Genomic DNA, 23,758 nt, shown 5'->3' on the forward strand with positions numbered 1-23,758 from the left:
AACTACCCGGCGAGCTTAGTGCCGCCGGGTAAATCGCCGGATAGCGGCGTAAACACCTTATCCGGCCCAATAATTCAACGTAATTGTTGCCCTACTTTAAGCGTTGCAGCCACATTTCGCGCCGTCATCCGTACATTTTCGCTCGCATTATCCAGCGCCTCGTCCAGCGTACAAATGGTAAAAATCACGCTAAAAACAGCATCGATACCATGCTCATGCACCACACCAACATCCGGTGTCAGACTACCCGCAATACCAATGACGGGCTTATTGTAACGCTTTGCAACGTTTGCCACACCGACCGGCACTTTGCCATGAATCGTCTGGCTGTCGATACGCCCTTCGCCGGTCACCACTAAATCCGCATCTGCGACGCAGTCATCAAGGTGTAACGCATCGGTTACGATCTCTATGCCACAACGTAACTGAGCGCCACAAAACGCATACAGCGCAGCCCCCATGCCACCGGCAGCACCGCCGCCAGCCAGCTCCAGCACCTCAACATTCAGATCGCGGTCAATCAAATGCGCATAGTGCGTTAGCGCCTGATCCAAACGCGCAATCACTTCGGGTGTAGCCCCTTTTTGCGGACCAAATACCGCAGAGGCCCCCTCTTTACCAGTAAGCGGGTTGGTCACATCACATGCCACTTCGATGCGACACTCGGCAAGACGTGCGTCTAACTGAGAGATATCAATCCTGGCGAGCGCTTCCAGGCCCATACCGCCCTGTGCAATATCGTTATTCTGCTCATCCAGTAATCTTGCCCCCAGTGCCTGCACCATACCGGCACCACCATCGTTTGTTGCACTACCACCAATCCCGATGATGATATGCTCAACCCCCGCATCCAGCGCATGACGTATCAGCTCTCCGGTACCCCAGGAGGTCGTTTTTAGCGGGTTACGTGAACCCGGTGGCACCAGCTCCAGTCCACTGGCTGCTGCCATCTCAATAAACGCGGAACGTGCATCCCCCGATAAGCCATAAAATGCCTGAACATTGCTTCCCAGAGGACCAGTAACATCAACATGAACAAGGCGACCTGCCGTTGCAGCAACCATTGCTTCAACCGTTCCCTCGCCACCATCAGCAAGCGGGATTTTTACGTAATCAGCATCAGGCCAAATTTCACGAAACCCCTGCTCAATGGCAGTTGCCACCTCAAGCGCACTCAAACTTTCCTTATAGGAGTCCGGTGCGATCACTATTTTCATAAAGCATCCTTACGCATGTTGACGGTGTTAAGCATACAACAGGAGAAGTGCCGGTTCCTGTCAGAACCGGCATAACGCTTAGCGCACCATGCATGGGCGTTTATTATCAAAGGTCCAGTTCGGGATCAGATACTGCATTCCCATCGCATCGTCACGCGCCCCCAGTCCATGTTTCTGGTACAGTTCGTGCGCTTTCATTACTTGATCCATATCGAGTTCCACGCCCAGCCCCGGTTTCGCAGGTACCTGCACCATGCCACCTTTAATTTCAAACGGCTCTTTGGTCAGACGCTGGTTGCCTTCCTGCCAGATCCAGTGAGTGTCGATAGCCGTAATTTTACCCGGTGCCGCCGCTGCTACATGGGTAAACATCGCCAGCGAAATATCAAAGTGGTTATTGGAGTGAGAGCCCCATGTCAGGCCAAACTCATGGCACATCTGCGCCACGCGTACGGAACCCTGCATAGTCCAAAAATGCGGATCCGCCAGCGGAATATCAACGGATTGCAGAGACAGCGTATGCCCCATTTGACGCCAGTCGGTCGCGATCATATTGGTCGCCGTCGGCAGTCCGGTAGCGCGACGGAATTCTGCCATCACTTCACGCCCGGAGAAGCCTTGCTCTGCCCCACACGGATCTTCGGCATAGGCCAGCGAGCCTTTCAGGTATTTACCGATTTTGATCGCTTCATTGAGCGACCAGGCACCGTTTGGATCCAGCGTCACGCGCGCCTGTGGGAAGCGTTTCGCCAACGCAACAATAGATTCAGCCTCTTCTTCCCCTGCCAGCACACCGCCTTTCAGTTTGAAGTCATTGAAGCCATATTTTTCATACGCCGCTTCTGCCAGTCTTACCACTGCATCCGGAGTCATCGCCTCTTCATGACGCAGACGATACCAGTCACATTGCTCATCCGGCTGGCTCTGATACGGCAACGGCGTCGCTTTACGGTTGCCAACAAAGAACAGATAACCAAGCATTTCGACTTCGCTACGCTGCTGACCATCGCCCAGCAAAGAGGCCACGTTTACCCCCAGATGCTGACCCAGCAGATCCAGCATTGCTGCTTCGATCCCGGTAACAACGTGAATAGTGGTACGCAGATCGAAGGTCTGCAAACCACGCCCACCGGCATCGCGATCGGCAAATGTATTGCGTACGGCATTCAGCACATTTTTATATTCGCCAAGCGCTTTGCCGACTACCAGCGGGATCGCATCTTCCAGGGTTTTGCGAATTTTCTCGCCGCCGGGAATTTCACCGACGCCAGTATGGCCGGAGTTATCTTTGATAATCACAATATTACGCGTGAAGAATGGGGCATGCGCGCCGCTCAGATTCATCAGCATGCTGTCGTGACCCGCAACCGGAATAACCTGCATAGCGGTAACGACTGGGGTAGTAAATTGTGTACTCATCATTGTGTCCTTATTCAAAATCAGTGACGGCCGAAAACGGGACGTTTACGGTCAAAAGTCCATCCGGGGATCAAATACTGCATCGGGCCTGCGTCATTACGCGCGCCACCGGGCAACGCCTTATACGCTTCATGTGCTTTTTGTACCTGATCCCAGTCCAGTTCCACACCCAGTCCGGGAGCGTCCGGAACAGCAATTTTTCCGTTCTTAATTTCCAGTGGATTTTTCGTCAGGCGGCAATCACCCTCCTGCCAGATCCAGTGCGTGTCGATAGCCGTCGGATTGCCCGGTGCAGCAGCACCAACATGGGTAAACATCGCCAGCGATATATCGAAGTGGTTATTCGAGTGGCAACCCCAGGTCAGGCCCCAGTCATCGCACAACTGTGCCACGCGCACCGCGCCAGAAAGCGTCCAGAAGTGCGGATCGGCCAGCGGAATATCCACAGAGTTGAGCATCACTGCATGACCCATTTCACGCCAGTTGGTAGCGATCATATTAGTCGCGACAGGCAGTCCCGTCGCACGACGGAACTCCGCCATCACTTCGCGACCAGAGAACCCTTGTTCCGCACCACATGGGTCTTCCGCGTAGGTCAGAACATCATTCAACCCTTTACACAGCGAGATAGCTTCATCCAGTAGCCAAGCACCGTTGGGATCGACCGTAATACGTGCGTCTGGGAAGCGTTTTTTCAGCGCACGTGCGGTTTCAATTTCCTGCTCACCTGGCAGCACACCGCCTTTGAGTTTGAAATCTTTAAAACCGTAGCGATCCTGCGACGCTTCTGCCAGACGTACTACCGCATCGCTGTTCATCGCTTGCTGGTGGCGCAGGTGATACCATTCATGATTACCCGGAGTACTTTCCAGATACGGTAAATCGGTCTTTGTGCGATCACCGACATAGAACAAATAGCCAAGTACGGTCACCGCGTCGCGCTGTTTACCCGGCCCTAACAGTTCGCAGACCGGTACATTGAGCGCTTTGCCCAGCAGATCCAACAGCGCAGCTTCCAGCGCCGCCACCGCGTTGACTCGCAGCTCAAAGGTCCAGGCGCCTTTACCAAAGGTGTCAAAGTCAGCCGCCTGATTTCCTTTATGTACCTGCTGGACTACTTTATTCAGCCGGGCGACCTCCTTGCCCAATACCATCGGGATGGCGTCTACCAGCGTCTGATAAATCACTTCCCCGCCCGGCGCTTCACCGACGCCGGTATTCCCAGCGTTGTCGGTGAGAACGACGATGTTGCGGGTAAAATATGCGTTGTGCGCGCCGCCAATATTAAGCAGCATGCTGTCATGCCCGGCCACCGGGATGACCTTCATGTCGGTAATTACGGGACTCGATTGTGTTGTCATGATCATTGCCCTGCTACAGGTTTCAGTTCGATACGCTTAATATCGCCCACCAGCACCAGATAGCTCAGTACGGCAATCAGCGCGTGAACACCCACGTAAATCAATGCGCCGTTGAACGAGCCAGTGGTGCCAACGATGTAGCCGATGGCAATCGGCGTCACGATGCCGGAGATGTTACCGAACATATTGAACAGGCCACCGCTCAGGCCGCTGATCTCTTTTGGTGCGGTATCAGCCATCACCGCCCAACCCAGCGCCCCAATACCTTTGCCAAAGAAGGCCAGTGCCATAAAGCCGATGATCATCCATTCAACGTTGACGTAGTTACAGAACACCATCACCATCGATAACAGCATCCCCATAACAATTGGCGTTTTACGGGCTATATTCAGCGAACCAGTACGGCGCATCAGCCAGTCGGAAATAATGCCGCCGAGCACGCCACCAGCGAAGCCGCAAATCGCCGGCACCGAGGCGACAAACCCCGCTTTCAGAATCGACATGCCGCGTGCCTGCACCAAATAAACCGGGAACCAGGTAATGAAAAAGTAGGTCAGGGCGTTAATACAGTACTGACCGATATAGATACCTACCATCATACGAGAGCCAATCAGTTGCTTAATTTGCCCCCACTTCACGCTGAACGGAACCTTGGCTTTGGCTGCGGCCTGATCCATGTTGATCAGCGCGCCACCTGCGGCAATATACTCAAGCTCTTTTTGGTTCACACCAGGATGCTGGTTCGGTTCGTGGATAACCTTCAACCAGATAAAGCTAATCACGATCCCGAGGCCCCCCATAAAGAAGAACACGTGTGACCAACCCACTTCATGAGTCAGCCAGCCCATAATCGGAGCGAAGATAACGGTGGCAAAGTACTGTGCAGAGTTGAAGATAGCGACCGCCGTTCCCCTTTCCTGTGCCGGGAACCAGGCCGCGACGATTCGACTGTTACCGGGGAATGAAGGCGCTTCAGCGAGACCAACCAGGAATCGCAGAGTGAACAGCGCAACGATGATGCCGAAGCCGCTAAAGATGTCGACGAAGCCCTGCAACAGGGTAAACATGGACCAGATAAAGATGGACCAGAAATAGACACGTTTTGAACCGAAGCGGTCGAGCAGCCAGCCGCCTGGGATCTGGCCGATAACATAAGCCCATGAGAAGGCAGAGAAAACATATCCCATGCCAACCGCATCCAGGCCAATGTCTTTGGCCATTTCTGAACCAGCAATCGATAAGGTAGCGCGATCGCCGTAGTTGAAGGATGTGACGATAAACAGCATCACCACTATCCAGTAGCGAGCATTTGTGCGTTTTTCCGCACTGCTCGCTGCCTGACTTAATGAACTCATTGTTGCACTCCTGAATTTTCGTGTTAGCCACGCTCACTCTGAACTGCACAACCGGTAGGGAATCAGAGGTGACGTTTCATATATATGCAGCTTTTTATGAGGTCGTTCGCCTTGCATGCTGCGTTTTTATTTACTGGCATAAGCAGTATAAAAAGCGTCCCGCGCGCTCTCACCGTGCAACAACACAACATTTTGGCAGCGTATCACGTATGTTTGTGGCAAAAGCCCAGGGTACTGGAAGCAACTTCACGGAAATGAAATCCGATGGGTTGAAAAGGAGAATGTCAGGCGTGAAAAGAGAGGAGTGTGAAACAGGTCGCTTGACCCTATGAAAACGCCAGTAAAACCCCTTTCAAATGAAAGGCTTTTACTGGCATTTGCCCGAAGCTAACACGATTCAGTTTTATTAGGATAGAAACGGGTCGTTCTTTTGCTTGCTGGCACAGGCAAGGCACCCTCCCGGTAGGGGGAGGGTGAACCTTAAGACAGGAGGGTTCCCCAGTTTTCTACCCAGGGATTGGATTCACTTTCCGGCTCAGGGTGCTCACTGGCATCAATCAGCAGCATCTCACCCACGCGCTGGGCGCTCTGCTCCTGTAGCAAAGCGTCAAACTGTTTTCCGCCATTGCAGAAATTAACGTAGCTACTGTCACCCAGTGCAATCACGCCGTAACGCAGATTTGGCTGGAAACCAAGATTATCTTTAATCCCCTGAAACAGCGGCACAATGCTGTCGGGAAGATCCCCTTGTCCGGTTGTTGAGGTTACTACCAGCACATATTTTTCCTGATACTCCTGCCAGTCAGTCAGCTCAGGATCTTCAAACACCGTGGCTTTATGACCCTGTGCAGTAAGGATCGCTTCGGCCTCTTCGGCTACCAGCAGCGCGTTTCCGTACATCGTGCCGACAAAAATACCAATTTCCGCCATACCCTTTGTCTCCCTGAATTAAGAATCTATCTGCTCATCCTGACCCGACGGCTCGCTTAACTCAACCCTTTCATTCTCAGGGAGAAGTCCACGCCAGCCAAACTGTGATAACGCCTGCATCCAGACCTCGTCAAGTCCGGCGCGAATAACCAGCGGCTCCCCGGTAAACGGATGAATAAGTTCAAGCTGACTGGCATGCAGCATTAATCGCTGACAACCGAAATGCTCTGCAGCACTGCGATTTTGCCGCAAATCTCCATGCTTACTGTCGCCAATTATAGGATGGCGCAAGTGAGCAAGATGGCGTCTGAGTTGATGTTTACGCCCTGTTTGAGGATCAAGCTCCACCAGCCCGTATCGGGTTGTCGGATAGCGCCCGGTTGCCACCGGCATTTCAACCGTCGCCAGACCTCGATAATGTGTGACCGCTGGCTGCGGCTCTTTGTCCACGCGGGCAAATTTATCGGCGATTTTATCCAACTCCTCCACCAGTGGATAATCCAGCACCGCATCATCCATCAGCCAGCCGCGCACAATCGCATGGTAACGTTTCTGGATTTGATGCTGTTCAAACTGCTGCGACAACAGACGCCCGGCTTCACTGGATAACCCCATCAGCAGCACACCAGATGTCGGTCTGTCGAGGCGATGAACGGTAAAAACATGCTGACCAATCTGGTCGCGCACCGTTTGCATCACCACCACTTTCTCGTCACGGTCGAGCCAACTACGGTGGACCAGCCAGCCAGAAGGTTTATTTACAGCAACCAGCCATTCATCCTGATAGAGTATTTCCAGCATCAGATCTTATCGCTTGTAAACAGCGCATCCAGATCCTGCAATGCCATCAGAATAACCTCACGCTGCGGATGATCGGCTGCCAGCGCCATTTCGTAATACGGCGAGATGGCAAATGCCTCCGGAAGCGGCTGAGCATTATCCAGCAGGGCATGCATGCGGGGAATCAACACCCATTGCAGCCATTCAACTGGTTCCATGGTATCCATACAAAAAGGCTGCGTGCTGGTAAACAGATGCTCCTCTGGCTCATCCATCCGCCAGTGATTATGTTCACGCAGCAACGCTTCTAGCGCATGTAACTGCTCGCGCACACGGTCATGAGTCGTCATGAAATTAACCTCAATGATGAAAAATCTGGCGCGAAGAATAGCACTAGTGAGAAGGAAATAAAAAAAGGGAGCACTGTAAAAACAGTGCTCCCGGTTCGTTTCGCAGCATTCCAGCTACTTTTAGTGCTCCCTGCTCATCCGTGACAACTTTTCCTGTGGTCTTTCGACCTGTTCGTCCTGAACGTTTGCATCCTGCTCACACCACCCCGATGTGAAAACTTCATCCTGAAGTGTCCCTGGCCATCCTGACCCACCGGCTATCCTGACCGGCTCTCGTTCTCCTTCCTGGAGGTGTCCTTTAACGCATCCAGCGTTTTCCTCTTTGCTTCATCCTGAAGCCTGTCCTTGCAACACCATCCTGGTGTGTCCTGCAGAAGTGTCATCATCCTGATGTTCACTTCGTTGTGCGACTCCTTGTCGACAGAGATAGAATCGCCTGTTTCGCCTTATCTTACAAGACACTTACAGACAACCCCTTAAGCTTTTTTTCATATAAAAGCGGGTAGTAAGATAGTAATACGTTGATTTACATAAAATTAGTGTTAAATGGAACAACTAAACCTTTACTTATTACCTGGCAATCTCCTACAGGGTTTGTAAGAGATCTCTCACACGGTTCAGGGCAAACTGGACTACAGAACAGGCTTAAGTTGAGTGAGAAATTCCGCAAGCGAAGCCGCCAGTACCGTTCTGTTACGGGTACCCAGCGTTTCTTTGCACACTTCTCCTGACAGGTTGCACACGGAAATGACATCAAGTTCATTTTCTTGTGTGGCAATAAAAAGCGTAGGCGATAACTTGAGTCGCTTTTGCGTAACCAGATGGCCGATCAGGTTTTCCTGAACACGCCTGAAGTCATCTTCACTCCAGGTTTGCAGCAATGTCAGCTTTTCATCTGCAAACTGCGCGTGCATATCCCCGGCAAACTGGGTGGTATAAAAAGCATGAATAGCGGGTTGTATCACAATATCAAAGGCGCGTTCAACCGCATTTACGTTGGCGTCTCCCACAAAGGGTTGGGGTTGCCAGTACACCGCATCATTGGTGGAAGAAATAATGCACGGAGAAGGTACGCCGTACAGCTCTTCGCTCAACGGCCAACTGTTATTTTGTTCATGCCATGCGTCGCAATAACGTGTCGTAAAGGCTGTCAACGCCTGCGCAGTCAATTCGTCCACTGATTTCTCTCTTCACAAAAGCCAGGATACACTTGTCGCATAGTGTATCTGGTTTATGACGGTGAAACATGTCTTCTTATGAAAACCATCAGGCGCTTGATGGCCTGACTCTCGGAAAATCAACAGATTACCGGGATAATTACGATGCCAGTCTGTTGCAGGGCGTTCCGCGCAGCCTGAACCGCGACCCGCTGGATTTAAAGGCCGATAACCTGCCTTTTCACGGTGCCGATATCTGGACGCTGTATGAACTGTCCTGGCTGAATGCTAACGGCTTGCCGCAGGTTGCCGTCGGTCATGTTGAACTGGATTACACCAGCGTTAATCTGATTGAATCGAAAAGCTTTAAGCTCTATCTGAACAGCTACAACCAAACCCGGTTTGACTCCTGGGATGCGGTTCGCCAGACGCTGGAAAACGATCTGCGCGCCTGCGCTCAGGGTGATGTCAGCGTGGCACTCTATCGTATTGACGAACTGGAAGGGCAACCTATTGCCCATTTCAACGGTACCTGCATCGATGACCAGGACATCGTTATCGACAACTACGAATTCAGTACAGAGTATCTGGAAAATGCCGTTAGCGGTGAGAAAGCGGTGGAAGAAACCCTGGTCAGCCACTTGCTGAAATCCAACTGTCTGATCACTCATCAGCCGGACTGGGGCTCCATACAAATTCAGTACCGTGGACGGAAAATCGATCGCGAGAAGCTGTTGCGTTATCTGGTCTCTTTCCGCCATCACAATGAATTCCACGAGCAGTGCGTGGAACGCATTTTCAATGACATTCTGCGCTTCTGCCAGCCGGAAAAACTGAGCGTCTACGCGCGCTACACTCGACGTGGCGGCCTGGACATTAATCCGTGGCGAACTAACACCAATTTTGTCCCCGCCATCGGCAGACTGGTACGTCAGTAATCTTTTTTCTCAATTTTGCGTGTCGGATTCCGCACGCAAGGTTGTGAAAGATCATAAGCCAGGGCTATTGTAATCAATAGAGGATGATGTCTCTCGTCCCGTAAGGAGTTTACTTGATTACACATATTAGCCCCCTTGGCTCAATGGACATGTTGTCGCAGCTGGAAGTCGATATGCTTAAACGCACGGCCAGCAGCGACCTGTATCAACTGTTTCGTAACTGTTCTCTTGCCGTCCTGAACTCCGGCAGTTTGACTGACAACAGCAAAGAGCTGCTGTCACGTTTTGAAAGTTTCGACATTAACGTGCTACGCCGCGAACGTGGCGTGAAGCTGGAACTGATTAACCCACCTGAAGATGCGTTTGTTGATGGACGTATTATTCGCGCGCTACAGGCCAACCTGTTTGCCGTGCTGCGCGATATTCTTTTTGTCAACGGACAGATCAGTAACGCCGGTCGCTTTCAACATCTGGATCTTGAAAGCTCAGTGCACATCACTAACCTGGTCTTCTCAATCCTGCGTAACGCCCGAGCGCTGCACGTCGGTGAAGCGCCGAATATGGTCGTCTGCTGGGGCGGTCACTCGATTAACGAAAATGAGTACCTTTATGCCCGTCGCGTCGGCACTCAACTGGGTCTGCGTGAACTGAACATCTGTACCGGTTGTGGTCCAGGAGCGATGGAAGCCCCAATGAAAGGTGCTGCGGTCGGCCACGCCCAACAGCGCTACAGAGACAGCCGCTTTATCGGTATGACTGAGCCATCAATCATTGCCGCTGAGCCGCCTAACCCGCTGGTTAACGAACTCATTATCATGCCGGACATTGAAAAACGTCTGGAAGCGTTTGTACGTATTGCGCACGGTATTATCATTTTCCCTGGTGGCGTAGGAACAGCGGAAGAGCTGCTGTATCTGTTGGGGATCCTGATGAATCCGGCCAACAAAGATCAGGTTCTGCCACTGATCCTGACCGGTCCTAAAGAGAGTGCGGATTACTTCCGGGTCCTGGATGAGTTTATCGTGCACACGCTGGGAGAAAATGCTCGTCGTCACTACCGCATCATCATTGATGATGCTTCGGAAGTAGCGCGCTTGATGAAAAAAGCGATGCCGCTGGTGAAAGAGAATCGCCGCGACACCGGAGATGCCTACAGTTTCAACTGGTCGATTCGTATCGCACCTGACTTGCAGATGCCGTTCGAGCCGTCCCATGAAAACATGGCCAATCTGAAACTGTATCCTGACCAGCCCGTTGAAGTGCTGGCGGCTGACCTGCGTCGTGCGTTCTCCGGTATTGTTGCGGGTAACGTGAAAGAAGTTGGCATCCGTGCCATTGAAGAGTTTGGCCCGTACAAAATCCACGGTGACCGCGAGATGATGCGGCGCATGGACGATCTCCTGCAGGGCTTTGTTGCGCAACATCGTATGAAGCTACCTGGTACTGCGTATATCCCTTGCTACGAGATCTGCGCTTAACCTCCAACGACAGATTGACGCTGCTATCGCGGTGACAGATTTGTCCATATACAAGCCGGGATTGGCACCTCTGCCTCCCGGCTTTTTTAGTGATACCAGTCACATAGCACAACTCCAACACATAAATACCAATAATATCTCCTCAAAAAAGCCTCAACACGCAAACGTTTACCTTTCGAAGCCGACCGTGATTTATCGCCGCAAATTATTATTAGTCGCCAGAATTCACTAAAAATGACAGTTTTTACAGCGCAACACTCGTATCTTCTCGCCTTACCTTTCATGGCATATGTCGTTAATGGTAGCCTTCGCGCCCGTAAATTCGCTTTGACTATTTTTTAACAGATTAATGGTCCAAATTTATCCACATAAAAGGTGGATTATTGCATTTGAGATCGCGATCACTGATACATTCATAACTAAAATGTATCTTTCCGCCCGAAAATTATTACGGCGAAAAATTATATAAAAAATCGCTAAACGAATTTCGTTTTACAGTCGGGTCTTTTTTCATTGGATTGAACCCAAACCTGACTTTTTAAGCTTCCTCCAGGAGAAATAGATGGAAAACACGCAAACCAGCACTATCGTTACGGGCCAGACCCGCAGCGCATGGCGCAAGACAGACACCATGTGGATGTTGGGCCTTTACGGCACGGCGATTGGCGCGGGTGTATTATTCCTGCCAATTAACGCAGGCGTTGGCGGTATGATCCCGCTGATTATCATGGCCATTCTTGCCTTCCCGATGACCTTCTTTGCTCACCGTGGCCTGACTCGCTTCGTGTTATCCGGTAAAAATCCGGGTGAAGACATTACCGAAGTTGTAGAAGAACACTTTGGCATTGGCGCGGGTAAGCTGATCACTCTGCTCTACTTCTTCGCTATTTACCCAATTCTGTTGGTGTACAGCGTTGCTATCACTAACACAGTAGAAAGCTTCCTGACCCATCAGCTAGCAATTACCCCACCGCCGCGCGCGATCCTTTCTCTGATCCTGATTGTCGGCATGATGACCATTGTTCGCTTCGGTGAGCAGATGATCGTGAAAGCGATGAGCATCCTGGTGTTCCCGTTCGTTGCTGCATTGATGCTGCTGGCTCTGTACCTGATCCCTCAGTGGAGCGGTGCGGTTCTGGAAACTCTGTCTTTTGACTCTGCGGCAACCACCGGCAATGGCCTGTTGTTGACCCTGTGGCTGGCAATCCCGGTAATGGTGTTCTCCTTCAACCACTCCCCGATCATCTCCTCCTTCGCCGTAGCGAAGCGTGAAGAGTACGGTGATGAAGCTGAGAAGAAATGTTCTAAGATCCTGGCATTCGCTCACATCATGATGGTATTGACCGTTATGTTCTTCGTCTTCAGCTGCGTATTTAGCCTGACCCCGGCGGATCTGGCTGCGGCGAAAGAGCAGAACATCTCCATCCTGTCTTACCTGGCGAACCACTTTAACGCGCCGATCATTGCCTGGATGGCACCGATCATCGCGATTATTGCTATCACCAAATCCTTCCTCGGCCACTACCTGGGCGCACGTGAAGGTTTCAACGGTATGGTAATTAAGTCTCTGCGTAGCAAAGGCAAATCCATCGAAATCAACAAACTGAACAAAATCACTGCGCTGTTCATGCTGGTAACCACCTGGATTGTGGCAACGCTGAACCCGAGCATCCTCGGTATGATTGAGACCCTGGGTGGCCCAATCATCGCGATGATTCTGTTCCTCATGCCGATGTATGCGATTCAGAAAGTACCGGCAATGCGTAAGTACAGCGGTCATATCAGCAACGTCTTCGTTGTGATTATGGGCCTGATTGCAATCTCCGCTATTTTCTACTCGCTGTTTAGTTAATCCCCTGCGCCGCCCTCGGGCGGCGCACCTCGTTACACAATGGACGCCTAATGATTAGCGTATTCGATATCTTCAAAATCGGCATTGGCCCTTCCAGTTCCCATACTGTAGGCCCAATGAAAGCAGGCAAACAATTCACGGACGACCTGATTGCACGCGGAATACTCACTGACGTAACCCGCGTAGTGGTTGATGTTTATGGTTCTCTGTCTCTGACGGGGAAAGGCCACCACACCGACATCGCGATTATTATGGGCCTGGCGGGTAATCTGCCGGATACCGTAGACATCGACTCCATCCCGGGATTCATCCAGGATGTTAATACTCATGGACGTTTACTACTGGCAGACGGTCAGCATGAAGTTGAGTTCCCGGTCGATAAGTGCATGAATTTCCACACAGATAATCTGTCTCTGCACGAAAACGGGATGCGAATTACTGCGCTGGCGGGTGAAAAGGCCATATACAGCCAGACCTACTATTCCATTGGCGGTGGATTTATCGTTGATGAAGAACACTTTGGTTTACCGAATAACTCGCCGGTAAACGTACCATACCCGTATAAATCCGCAGCCGATCTGCAAAGACATTGCCAGGAAACGGGTCTGTCGCTTTCCGGTCTGATGATGCAAAACGAACTGGCGTTACACAGCAAAGAAGAGCTGGAACAGCACTTTGCCAACGTCTGGGAAGTCATGCGTAGCGGAATTGAACGTGGCATCACCACAGAAGGCGTGTTGCCGGGCAAACTGCGCGTTCCACGTCGAGCGGCAGCGCTGCGTCGTATGCTGGTAAGCAGCGATAAAACCACCACCGATCCGATGGCGGTTGTTGACTGGATCAACATGTTCGCGCTGGCGGTTAATGAAGAAAATGCTGCCGGTGGACGCGTGGTCACTGCACCGACTAACGGTGCGTGCGGGATTGTTCCGGCTGTGCTGGCGTATTACGACAAGTTCATCCGCGAAGTGAACGCTAACTCACTGGCACGCTATATGCTGGTCGCAAGCGCCATTGGTTCACTATACAAGATGAATGCCTCTATCTCAGGTGCTGAAGTCGGTTGCCAGGGTGAAGTCGGCGTAGCATGTTCAATGGCGGCGGCGGGTCTGGCTGAACTGCTGGGCGGTAGCCCAACGCAGGTATGTATCGCCGCGGAAATCGGTATGGAACACAACCTCGGTTTAACCTGCGATCCGGTTGCCGGTCAGGTTCAGGTACCGTGCATTGAACGTAACGCCATTGCCTCCGTGAAAGCGGTTAATGCTGCACGTATGGCGCTGCGCCGTACCAGCGAGCCGCGCGTGTGCCTCGATAAAGTTATCGAGACCATGTACGAAACGGGTAAAGACATGAACGCCAAGTACCGCGAAACTTCTCGCGGCGGCCTGGCAATGAAGATTGTTACCTGCGATTAATTCTCTTCAGATTGCCGGACTGGCGTTAACCGCCATCCGGCAAAATGTTGATTTCTGATATTAGCCTCGCTTCGCCGTGAATGTTACCCTACACCCTGATTTGTAAGGGAGAACATTGTGGCCGTCCATCTGCTTATCGTTGATGCACTGAATCTCATCCGCCGCATTCATGCGGTTCAGGGTTCACCTTGTGTGGAGACATGCCAGCACGCGCTCGATCAATTAATTGTGCACAGCCAGCCCACGCATGCTGTTGCAGTATTTGATGATGAAGCACGTAACAGCGGCTGGCGTCACCAACGACTGCCCGACTACAAAGCGGGCCGTCCACCGATGCCCGACGAATTACACAATGAAATGTCCGCCTTACGCACCGCTTTTGAGCTGCGTGGGGTCTGCTGCTGGGTCTCAAGTGGTAATGAGGCTGACGATTTGGCCGCAACCCTGGCAGTAAAAGTCACCCAGGCCGGGCATCAGGCTACCATTGTCTCGACCGATAAAGGCTACTGTCAGTTGCTCTCCCCGACGCTGCGTATACGCGATTATTTTCAAAAGCGCTGGCTGGATGCACCGTTCATTGAGAAAGAGTTTGGCGTACTGCCTCAGCAGTTACCGGATTACTGGGGACTGGCGGGGATAAGCAGTTCAAAAGTACCTGGCGTCGCAGGCATTGGTCCTAAAAGCGCAACCCAGTTGTTAGTTCAGTTTCAACATCTGGAAGGGATTTACGCCCATCTCGATAATGTGCCTGAAAAATGGCGTAAGAAACTGGAGGCGCACAAAGAGATGGCATTTCTTTGCCGCGATATCGCCCGGTTGCAAACGAACTTACATATCGACGGGAATTTGCAGCAACTTCGGCTGATACGATGATAAATGAATTGCCGTGTGGCTGCGCTCATCCGGCTTACAGAACCAACAAACTGTAAGCCGGATACGTACATAAGAACTACCAGGCCATATGGTACAACTCGACAATATCGGCAAGGCTCGCTTCACGCGGATTTCCACCGGTACAAACATCATCGAATGCCGCCTGCGCCAGCGCCGGTATATCGTCTTTACGCACGCCAACGTCACGTAAGTGCAGCGGGATCCCCACGTCACGGTTAAGCGCAAACACCGCATCAACGGCGGCTTTGCGTGCCTCTTCCAGAGTCAGATTTTCCACCTTCACACCCATCGCACGGGCGATATCACGGAATTTCTCTCCAGTAAATTCAGCGTTGTACTGCATTACATGCGGCAACAAAATAGCATTGGCGACGCCGTGCGGTGTGTTATAAAACGCCCCCAACGGGTGCGCCATACCATGCACCAGCCCCAGACCGACGTTTGAGAACCCCATTCCCGCAACGTACTGGCCCAGCGCCATCGCTTCACCCGCCTGAAGGTCTCCGGCAACTGAACCGCGTAACGCACTGGCAATAATCTCAATAGCTTTAATGTGCAGCGCATCCGTTAACGCCCATGCTGCACGCGTGATGTAGCCTTCAATGGCGTGGGTCAGCGCATCAACGCCGGTCGCAGCCTTTAATGCGGCAGGCATGCCATCCATCATATCCGCATCAATAAACGCCACCTGCGGGATATCATGCGGATCGACACAAACAAACTTACGCCTGTTCTCCTCATCCGTGATCACGTAGTTAATGGTCACTTCTGCTGCCGTCCCCGCCGTAGTGGGGATTGCCATAACCGGTACGCTCGGGAAGCGCGTTGGCGATAACCCTTCCAGACTGCGTACATCGGCAAACTCAGGGTTATTATGGATAATGCCAATAGCTTTACAGGTATCCTGCGGCGAACCGCCACCAATGGCTATCAGATAGTCTGCACCACTTTTCTGGAAGACACTCAGCCCTTCTTGTACCACCGCAATGGTTGGATTGGGCATTACGCCGGAAAAAATGTCCCATTCCAGACCAGCTGCGTCCATCCGCGATGTTACCTTATCGACAACACCACACTGCACCAGATTAGCATCTGTCACAATCAGCGCTTTACGGTAACCACGGCGGATGACCTCATCGGTTAACGCCCCAACAGCTCCCCGGCCAAACCATGCCGTTTCGTTCAGAATCATTCTGTTCGCCATCGTTTTTCTCCTTTCGCTATGCGAAATTACTCTTCAATACGTAATCCATAGGATTTGAATTTCTCCAGCACAATAGCGATTTCTTCATCATCCAGTACCGGAACGGGATCGACAATCGCCAGCGTGCTCAGATAAAGACGGGCCAGAACTTCCACTTCTTGTGCCAGCCACAAGGCTTTTTCCAGATTCGCCTCGCAGGCAATCAGCCCATGATGCTGCAACAGTGTGGCTTTTCGGTTTTGCAGGGCAACAACCACATGCTCTGACAGTTCGCGAGTACCAAATGTCGCATACGGCGCACATGGAATGGAGTTACCTCCGGCAGCCGCAATCATGTAGTGAATGGCAGGGATTGGACGGTTCAGAATCGACACCGCAGTGCAATGAATCGCATGATTATGCACGACCGCATTAGCATCTGGCCGTGTCTGGTATGCAGCCAGATGAAAACGCCATTCGCTGGAAGGTAATTGTCCTTTATCATAATTACCGTCGTTATCGACATACACGATCATATTTTCTGTGAGTCTTTCATAAGGAATACCGCTGGGCGTGATCAACATTCCGTTCTCATAACGTGCACTCACATTTCCCGCCGTTCCCTGATTCAGTCCAAGGCTGGTCATTTCAAGGCAGGTTTCAATAATTTCTCGAGATAAACGCATTCTTTCCATAATGAATCTCCGGGTACAGTTTCCCCTCGTCTTTATTGCGAAATAATGCACCCGCAGAATAAGACGCGGTCAGGTTTCAGATATGAGCAGCCACTGAATATTATTATTCAGATTCAGTAGGCTGAATTATTTTTGGTACATACACAAAATCATTCAAATTGCGTCAAGACGGCAAGTGAGCGAACGCAGCCAACGCGGAGGCAGCTTGAAGGATGACGTGTAGAGCTACGTGTTATTTCTGTCTGACACGCTTAATAAGTTTCATCTCAACTTTTACCGTTTCTTTAATTGGCTGATCGTCAATTGCACTCATCATCATATCGAATGCTTTTTCTGCCCAGACATTTTCGTCCTGCTGCATTGACCAGACATTATTGGCCAGGAATCCCAACATCGGATGTTCATCGAATGTCCCAATATTGATATCAGGTGGAATAACACCAAAACGGTTGCGAATCGCGATAACTGCACCTTCCAGCACGGGTAACGACGAGGCGATAAACGCCTGAGGGCAGCCCTGCTCGTTGATCAGTTTGTCCATGAGTCGATAGCCACCATCCGGGGTATTGTCCGGGCCTTCACGCACCCAATCCTGATGAGAAATACCATTTTTACTCAACGCATTTAGGTAACCTTTCAAACGATCGCCGATACTGGGCAGACCGGTATCCCCCACTAAAAACCAGATTGGCGATTTCCCCGCGTCAAACAAACTTTGCGTCAGCTTTTCACCACCCAAAATATTATGACTTTCAACCAGCGCGTTATCGGTGTACTTAAAATCACGGTCAAGTAACACCATTGGTTTTCTGACCTGGCGTAAATGGTGTTGCTGATTTTCTAATGTCGAAGGAACAATAAAGAGACCATCAACATTGCGTGCAATTAACGCTTTGGTTAATTTGTTTTCGTAATCCACATCATCGTAGGTACAGCTAATCGTTAGCTGATATCCAGAGCGACGACAGCGTTGCTCGAGTTTTTCTGCGAGCGTGGCAAAAAAGACGTTGGAAATATTGGGCACAATCAGACCCAGCGTATCCGTTTTATTGAGTTTCAGGCTACGGGCCGAATGGTTTATCACGTAACCATATCGCTCAACGTATTCATTAATGCGAGTCTGGGTTTTGACGCTGATCCGATATTGCTCAGCTTTCCCATTCAGCACCAGTCGCACGGTCGTAACCGATAAATTCAGATCGCTGGCTATCTGTTCTACTGTTTTAGCCATCTATATGCCCCAGTCCACATCCAAAACGTCCATTCACAATCATAAAAGTATTTTAAACTTTTGTCTTACTGCATCAGTTGGTTAAGCGCCTGCTGTTGATCCCACATTGTAAGATAAGCCTGATATTTGCGGGTATAAAAGTCCTGCCGCTGTGGATTTGCCTTAATCACTTCACCTGGCGTAACCATCGCCTGGCACGCTGCTGGAAAATTCGACCACGCGCCGCTTGCGACCGCGCCGGTAATCGCCGCGCCTAATGTCACGGCATCTTCTTCCTGCATCAGATGGATATCGCATCCGGTAGCATCGGCATACTCTCGCAGCCACAAAGGATTATGCGTAGCGCCGCCACACAGCGTCAGTCGAGAAATGGTATGGCCGTTTTCGCGCATCACTTCCATAATATGCCGCGTACCGCAGGCGATCGCCTGTAATGTCGCCAGATACAAGCGGGCAAGCTGTCCCTCTCCTCGCTCAAGAGTCAAACCGCAGACGCTGCCCCTGGCATCGGGTCTTGCTCGCGGTGAACGGTTTCCGTGGTGATCGGCCAATACATGCAGATAGCGCCCCGGCTCCGATTCATTTTCTTCCAGCGCAGCAACCCATTCATTCACTAAAACGATCGGATGACAGCCCCGCGCTTCGGCTTTACGAAACAGCTCGGCGCTGGCTCCTGACTCCTGAAGTGTCCAGTCAACTAACGCACCGGCAGCACTCTGCCCACCTTCCGTCAGCCAGTAGCCTGGCAACATGGCGGACCAATACGGCCCCCATACACCCGGCGTATGAATTTCCTGTGCGCTGCATAACATATGGCAATTTGACGTTCCGCTAATCAGCGCCAGCGTTCCCGCAGGCTGAGCACCAGCAAGTGCAACTCCGCCAGCATGGGCATCAATCATTCCACTAGCGACCACTACTGCTGTCGTCAGCCCCAACGCCTGTGCAGCTTCTGGGCTAAGCGTACCAACAGCAGCTCCCGGCGGCAGGATCCGAGACGGAATTTTGCCCAGTAGATCGGTTAATTCAACAGCGTCGAGCAGGGAATGGCTAAAGCGTTGCTCATGTGCCAGATAGTTCCATTTGCAGGTCAGGGTACACAGTCCCGCCACATCATTATCGGTGGCTTTCCAGACCAGAAAATCCGCCAGATCGTAGAGGCGATGCGCACTCTGCCAGGTAGCGGGAAAATGATTCTTCAGCCAGAGTGCTTTAGGAAGCTCCATTTCTACACTGACTTCACCACCTACGTAGCGCAGAGCCGGATCCTTTGTCGCATTGATACACTGGGTCTCTTGCGCTGCACGGTGATCCATCCACATGATGATGTTATGGTCCGGCGATTCCCCAGGTGAAACCGCCAGCCCCTGCCCTTGCTTATCCAGCGCGACCAGAGAACAGGTGGCATCAAAACCCAGTGAACGGATCTCCTCTGCAGGAACGCCGGCTGACGACACAGCCCCTTTCACCGCACTGCAAACCTGCAGCCAGATTTCAGCAGAAGATTGCTCCACTCGCTCCGGGCCTGGTCGAAACTGCGAGATAGGGAAAGTCGCAAAGGCCAGGCGCTTGCCGCTGGCATCAAATACACCGGCCCTGACGCTTGCGGAACCGACATCCACACCGAGGAAATATCCACTGCTCATAGTAACTCCCTGACGCTGGCTAAAAATGGGGCGAGAGTTTCGCCCCAACGGGCTTATTTCTTACCGAATGGGTGCAATAACTTCTCGATTTCCGGCGTGTTAATGTTCTTCGCGTTAACAAATTTCACGGGAATATCGATCTCTTTCGGTACGGACTGACCCGACACTGCGGCATTCAGCGTTTTGATACCCTGATAGCCAATCTGATAGGCATCCTGTACCACAAAGCCCTGGATAACTCCGGACTTCAGGAAGGCAATAATCGCCTCGGTACTGTCAAAGCCAATCACCTTCACTTTGCCTTTCAGGTTTTGACTATCAATAGCGTTAGCAACCCCCAAAGTTGAACCTTCATTGGTACCATAGATCCCTGCGATGTCAGGGTTCGCCTGAATCATATCGATGGTCTTATCCATCGCTTTTTGCGGATCGCCATCGCTGTACTGGACAGGGAGAACCTGGATATCCGGATACTTTTCCTTCATGCGGGCAATAAATCCTTCCGAGCGTTCAATCGCTGAAGAGGTGCCTGCCACATGCGCAATAATGCCGACTTTTCCTTTGTTACCCACCTCAGCAGCAAGCGCATCTGCCGCTTCTGCCCCCGCTTTACGGTTATTGGTTGCCACAAAGCTGGCAGGAATATCGGAATTCACGCCAGAGTCAAACGTCACGACCTTAATGCCACGTGAGTTGGCCGTTTCCACCAGCGGTGCGAGTGCATTGGCATCTAACGCCGCCAGCAACAGTCCATTAGGTTTTTGCGCCATTGCGTTTTCAACTAACTGAATCTGCTCAGCAATTTGGGTTTCATCCGCCGGTCCGACATAGCTGGTTTTATCACCCAGCTCTTTCGCTGCCGCTTCTGTACCCATTTTCACGGTTTGCCAGAATTCATGCTGGAAACCTTTACTGACCACCGGAAGATTCATATCTTTAGCCAATGCGCTGGAGGTCATGCAGGCCAGCAGAGATAACGCATAGACAAAATGCCTGGTTTTCATTGTTGTACTCCGTTCTGAGTGAGTCACCCTAAACGTCAGGGTTATGATGCCCCGTGACTACCGGGAGCGTTAATCAACGAATTTTCTTGCGTAATGTATCGAGGTAAACCGCAGCGATAACCACGACACCCATTGCTACCATTTGCCAGAACTGAGAGACACCCATCAGGTTCAGACCATTTTTCAGTACACTCATAATGAATGCGCCGATGATAGTGCCACCGATAGTCCCAATCCCGCCCATCAGGCTGGTACCGCCAATCACAACCGCAGCTATCGCTTCCAGCTCATAACCCACACCGACCGTAGGTTGTCCTGAGTTCAGACGAGAAGCCAGAATGACCCCGGCAATCCCGGTGAGCAGACCGCAAAAGGCGTAGACGAAAATTTTGACGCGCTGGACTTTGATCCCGGAAAGATGTGCTGCAACTTCGTTACTGCCCACAGCGTAAACATAACGACCAATGACCGTTTTCTTCAGGATATAAGCGGCAATCAGCGCGACAACAACAAGGTAAAAAACAGGATAAGGCAGCACATCGAACAGGCGTCCCTGCGCCAGCATTTTGAACGTAGGGTAATCAGCAAAGTAAATCGCGCGACCGTCAGTCATCACCATGTTGATACCCCTGACAGACATCATCAGTCCCAGCGTGGCGATAAATGGCGGTATCGTCATTTTGGTTACCAGTATCCCGTTGATATAACCGCATAATCCTCCGGCCAGAACACCTGCCAGGATACACACTGGCAACGGCAGGCCCAGCGTTGCGCATATCCCTACCGCTACCCCGGAAAAGGCGACGACAGACCCGAGAGAAAGATCGATCCCTGAGGTGATAATGACGAAGGTAACGCCAATTGCCATGATGCCAATCACCGAGGTTTGCAGGGCAATTGTCATAATGTTTTCAGTATTAAAGAAAAAAGGTGAGCCAAAGCTAAAAAATATCACCAGAATAATCAGGCTAAAAAGCGGCGCAAGGCGCATTAAAAGTTCTTTGTTAATTTTTATTTTCTTATTATTGCTGTCTGAAGAGGTTACAGAGATAGTCATAAATTAGTCCTCTAACGTCGCGTATTGCATGATTTTTTCTTGTGTGGCGTCATCAGAAGCTAACTCACCGGTAATACGGCCATTGCGCATAACTAAAATGCGATCGCACATACCCAGCACTTCCGGTAATTCAGAAGAAATCATGATAATTGATTTTCCTTTTGCCACCAGGCGATTCATTAATTCATAAATTTCAAGTTTAGCCCCTACATCAATACCACGCGTGGGCTCATCAAAGATGAGAATATCAGTATCCTTACATACCCATCTGGCAATAATAATTTTCTGCTGATTACCGCCACTTAAATTCAACGCAGCCTGCTCAAGATGCGGCGTTTTAATTCGCAGAGTTTTTACCTGTTCCTGACTTATTTTCTGACAGCGTTTACTATCAACATTGCCATAGCGATCGGAATACTCCGGGTAATTGCCGAGCATAATATTACGCTCAACAGACAAGCCTAATGCCAGTCCTTCTTTTTTTCTGTCCTCGGTTAAATAGCTGATACCTTGCCTGATGGCGTCAGGGATATCTTTTACCACCGTCTCTTTGCCGCGCAGCTTAATCGTTCCACTATCTATTGGGTCAGCGCCGAAAATCGCACGCGCCAGTTCAGTACGACCTGCGCCCATCAGACCGGCAAAGCCTAAAATCTCCCCCTGGTGAAGGGTAAAGTTGATGTCGTTCAGTACACCTTTTCGTGTCAGGCCGCTCACCTCCAGCACTGGTTTGCGCTGGGATTGTGGTTCGCGACGAGGATAGATATTGCCGAGATCACGGCCAACCATCATAGCGATCAGATCGCTGATTTTTACCGCATCATAATCAACGGTGGCGATAAACTGACCATCCCGCATGACGGTGGCACGATCGGCAATCAGCGCCAGTTCCTCAAGCCGGTGAGAGATATAAACGATGCCAGTACCCTGCTCTTTAAGTAAACGGGTAACCTGAAATAAACTGTCGATCTCCGTTTCGGTTAGTGCAGCGGTCGGTTCATCCATAATTAGAACTTTGGCATTCACCGATATCGCTTTTGCAATCTCAACCATTTGTTGTTGCGCGACAGTGAGGTCGGCAACCAGAGTCTCTGGCGAGATATTCAGGTTTAATTTTTGCAAAATATCGATAGCAGCCTGGCGCTGTTGTTTTTCATCAAGGCGCCAACGGTTATTTTTGCAAAACTCCCTGCCAATAAATATATTCTCTTCAACCGTGAGTTCAGGAAAAAGATTAAATTCCTGGTGAATAATCGTGATCCCGGCTTTCTGGGCGCTCAATGGGTTCGCGAATGCAACGGGTTGGTCCTCGAAAACAATATCTCCCTCATCAGGTTGATAAACACCGGATAAAATTTTCATCAGGGTAGACTTTCCCGCGCCATTTTCCCCCAGCAGCGCATGAACCTCACCTTTGCGTAAAGCAAAATCCACATTACTCAACGCTAATACTCCGGGAAAACGTTTCGTAATATGACTCATCTGTAAAAATGTTTCGGACATTGCTGCTTTCCTCAATATACAGAAACTGCAGTCAGTGAATCAGGCGAAAACAGCGTTGTCAGGGAGCCATCGTCACCGTTGATGCGAATACTTCCTAAAGATCATATACGTTTTATCAAAAATGCTAACTCGAGTTAGCGATTTGCCTTTTAAAGCTATTTTAGCTGCCAAAAATAACCAAATCATTTGGTTTAAAATTGTGATGCCGGGCAGACAATTTATTCTATACCTCTGATTACAAATAAAATTATCTTAAATCAGTGATTTTGTTTATTTGACGCAGATCGAAT

Annotated in this window: 20 protein-coding genes; 5 read left to right on the forward strand and 15 right to left on the reverse strand. The window is 50.8% G+C overall.

Annotation, left to right across the window (positions count from 1 at the left end):
* Positions 1 to 74: 74 nt before the first annotated feature.
* From OH663_RS01100 to syd, 8 genes are all read right to left on the reverse strand, one after another.
* Positions 75 to 1,217, reverse strand: a complete 1,143-nt coding sequence (locus tag OH663_RS01100; RefSeq protein WP_200009914.1) for a glycerate kinase — start codon at positions 1,215 to 1,217, stop codon at positions 75 to 77.
* Between the two features lie 78 nt (positions 1,218 to 1,295).
* On the reverse strand, positions 1,296 to 2,636 hold the full coding sequence (gene gudD / locus OH663_RS01105; RefSeq protein WP_048220655.1) for a glucarate dehydratase: 1,341 nt from the start codon (positions 2,634 to 2,636) through the stop codon (positions 1,296 to 1,298).
* Between the two features lie 20 nt (positions 2,637 to 2,656).
* Positions 2,657 to 3,997, reverse strand: coding sequence for an enolase C-terminal domain-like protein (locus OH663_RS01110; protein ID WP_048220654.1), 1,341 nt, complete (start codon positions 3,995 to 3,997; stop codon positions 2,657 to 2,659).
* A 2-nt stretch (positions 3,998 to 3,999) separates the two neighbouring features.
* Positions 4,000 to 5,352 carry a galactarate/glucarate/glycerate transporter GudP gene (gene gudP, locus OH663_RS01115; RefSeq protein ID WP_045446889.1) on the reverse strand — a complete coding sequence of 451 codons (1,353 nt, stop codon included), beginning with the start codon at positions 5,350 to 5,352 and terminating at the stop codon, positions 4,000 to 4,002.
* 480 nt (positions 5,353 to 5,832) lie between these two features.
* Positions 5,833 to 6,282, reverse strand: a complete 450-nt coding sequence (locus OH663_RS01120) for a flavodoxin (protein WP_200009915.1) — start codon at positions 6,280 to 6,282, stop codon at positions 5,833 to 5,835.
* Between the two features lie 18 nt (positions 6,283 to 6,300).
* The gene (gene truC, locus OH663_RS01125; protein ID WP_045446895.1) at positions 6,301 to 7,083 is read right to left on the reverse strand and encodes a tRNA pseudouridine(65) synthase TruC; all 783 of its coding nucleotides are present in this window, start codon (positions 7,081 to 7,083) and stop codon (positions 6,301 to 6,303) included.
* Entirely contained in the window at positions 7,083 to 7,412 is a 330-nt protein-coding gene (locus OH663_RS01130) for a YqcC family protein (protein ID WP_200009916.1), read from the reverse strand. The genes truC and OH663_RS01130 overlap by 1 nt, the downstream gene beginning before the upstream one ends.
* 632 nt (positions 7,413 to 8,044) lie before the next feature.
* Positions 8,045 to 8,590, reverse strand: a complete 546-nt coding sequence (gene syd, locus OH663_RS01135; protein WP_045446901.1) for a SecY-interacting protein — start codon at positions 8,588 to 8,590, stop codon at positions 8,045 to 8,047.
* A 68-nt stretch (positions 8,591 to 8,658) separates the two neighbouring features.
* Between syd and queF the strand changes: the two genes are divergently transcribed.
* The 5 genes from queF (at position 8,659) to xni (ending at position 15,128) form a co-directional block, all read left to right on the forward strand.
* Positions 8,659 to 9,507 (forward strand): NADPH-dependent 7-cyano-7-deazaguanine reductase QueF, encoded by an 849-nt coding sequence (gene queF, locus OH663_RS01140; protein WP_045446904.1) that lies wholly within the window; start codon positions 8,659 to 8,661, stop codon positions 9,505 to 9,507.
* 113 nt (positions 9,508 to 9,620) lie between these two features.
* Positions 9,621 to 10,985, forward strand: coding sequence for a nucleotide 5'-monophosphate nucleosidase PpnN (gene ppnN / locus OH663_RS01145; RefSeq protein ID WP_045446906.1), 1,365 nt, complete (start codon positions 9,621 to 9,623; stop codon positions 10,983 to 10,985).
* A gap of 562 nt (positions 10,986 to 11,547) precedes the next feature.
* On the forward strand, positions 11,548 to 12,837 hold the full coding sequence (locus tag OH663_RS01150) for an HAAAP family serine/threonine permease (RefSeq protein ID WP_045446909.1): 1,290 nt from the start codon (positions 11,548 to 11,550) through the stop codon (positions 12,835 to 12,837).
* Positions 12,838 to 12,887: 50 nt separating this feature from the next.
* On the forward strand, positions 12,888 to 14,255 hold the full coding sequence (locus tag OH663_RS01155; protein WP_045446912.1) for an L-serine ammonia-lyase: 1,368 nt from the start codon (positions 12,888 to 12,890) through the stop codon (positions 14,253 to 14,255).
* 117 nt (positions 14,256 to 14,372) lie between these two features.
* A complete protein-coding gene (gene xni, locus OH663_RS01160; RefSeq protein WP_200009917.1) occupies positions 14,373 to 15,128 on the forward strand; it encodes a flap endonuclease Xni in 756 nt (251 codons plus the stop codon).
* A 76-nt stretch (positions 15,129 to 15,204) separates the two neighbouring features.
* Here the strand turns inward: xni and fucO are convergent, their stop codons facing one another.
* The 7 genes from fucO to OH663_RS01195 form a co-directional block, all read right to left on the reverse strand.
* Positions 15,205 to 16,353 (reverse strand): lactaldehyde reductase, encoded by a 1,149-nt coding sequence (fucO, locus tag OH663_RS01165; RefSeq protein ID WP_200009918.1) that lies wholly within the window; start codon positions 16,351 to 16,353, stop codon positions 15,205 to 15,207.
* Positions 16,354 to 16,379: 26 nt separating this feature from the next.
* On the reverse strand, positions 16,380 to 17,027 hold the full coding sequence (fucA, locus tag OH663_RS01170) for an L-fuculose-phosphate aldolase (protein WP_045446921.1): 648 nt from the start codon (positions 17,025 to 17,027) through the stop codon (positions 16,380 to 16,382).
* Positions 17,028 to 17,259: 232 nt separating this feature from the next.
* The gene (locus tag OH663_RS01175; protein ID WP_045446924.1) at positions 17,260 to 18,258 is read right to left on the reverse strand and encodes a LacI family DNA-binding transcriptional regulator; all 999 of its coding nucleotides are present in this window, start codon (positions 18,256 to 18,258) and stop codon (positions 17,260 to 17,262) included.
* 65 nt (positions 18,259 to 18,323) lie between these two features.
* A complete protein-coding gene (locus tag OH663_RS01180; RefSeq protein WP_045446927.1) occupies positions 18,324 to 19,904 on the reverse strand; it encodes an FGGY-family carbohydrate kinase in 1,581 nt (526 codons plus the stop codon).
* Positions 19,905 to 19,957: 53 nt separating this feature from the next.
* Complete coding sequence (locus OH663_RS01185; RefSeq protein ID WP_045446930.1) at positions 19,958 to 20,908, reverse strand: ABC transporter substrate-binding protein; 951 nt, start codon at positions 20,906 to 20,908, stop codon at positions 19,958 to 19,960.
* A gap of 73 nt (positions 20,909 to 20,981) precedes the next feature.
* Entirely contained in the window at positions 20,982 to 21,965 is a 984-nt protein-coding gene (locus OH663_RS01190; protein WP_045446933.1) for an ABC transporter permease, read from the reverse strand.
* 3 nt (positions 21,966 to 21,968) lie between these two features.
* Positions 21,969 to 23,468 (reverse strand): sugar ABC transporter ATP-binding protein, encoded by a 1,500-nt coding sequence (locus tag OH663_RS01195; RefSeq protein WP_200009919.1) that lies wholly within the window; start codon positions 23,466 to 23,468, stop codon positions 21,969 to 21,971.
* Between the last annotated feature and the right edge of the window lie 290 nt (positions 23,469 to 23,758).

The sequence above is a fragment of the Citrobacter sp. Marseille-Q5395 genome (assembly GCF_947057495.1).
GTDB classification, from domain to species: domain Bacteria; phylum Pseudomonadota; class Gammaproteobacteria; order Enterobacterales; family Enterobacteriaceae; genus Citrobacter; species Citrobacter murliniae.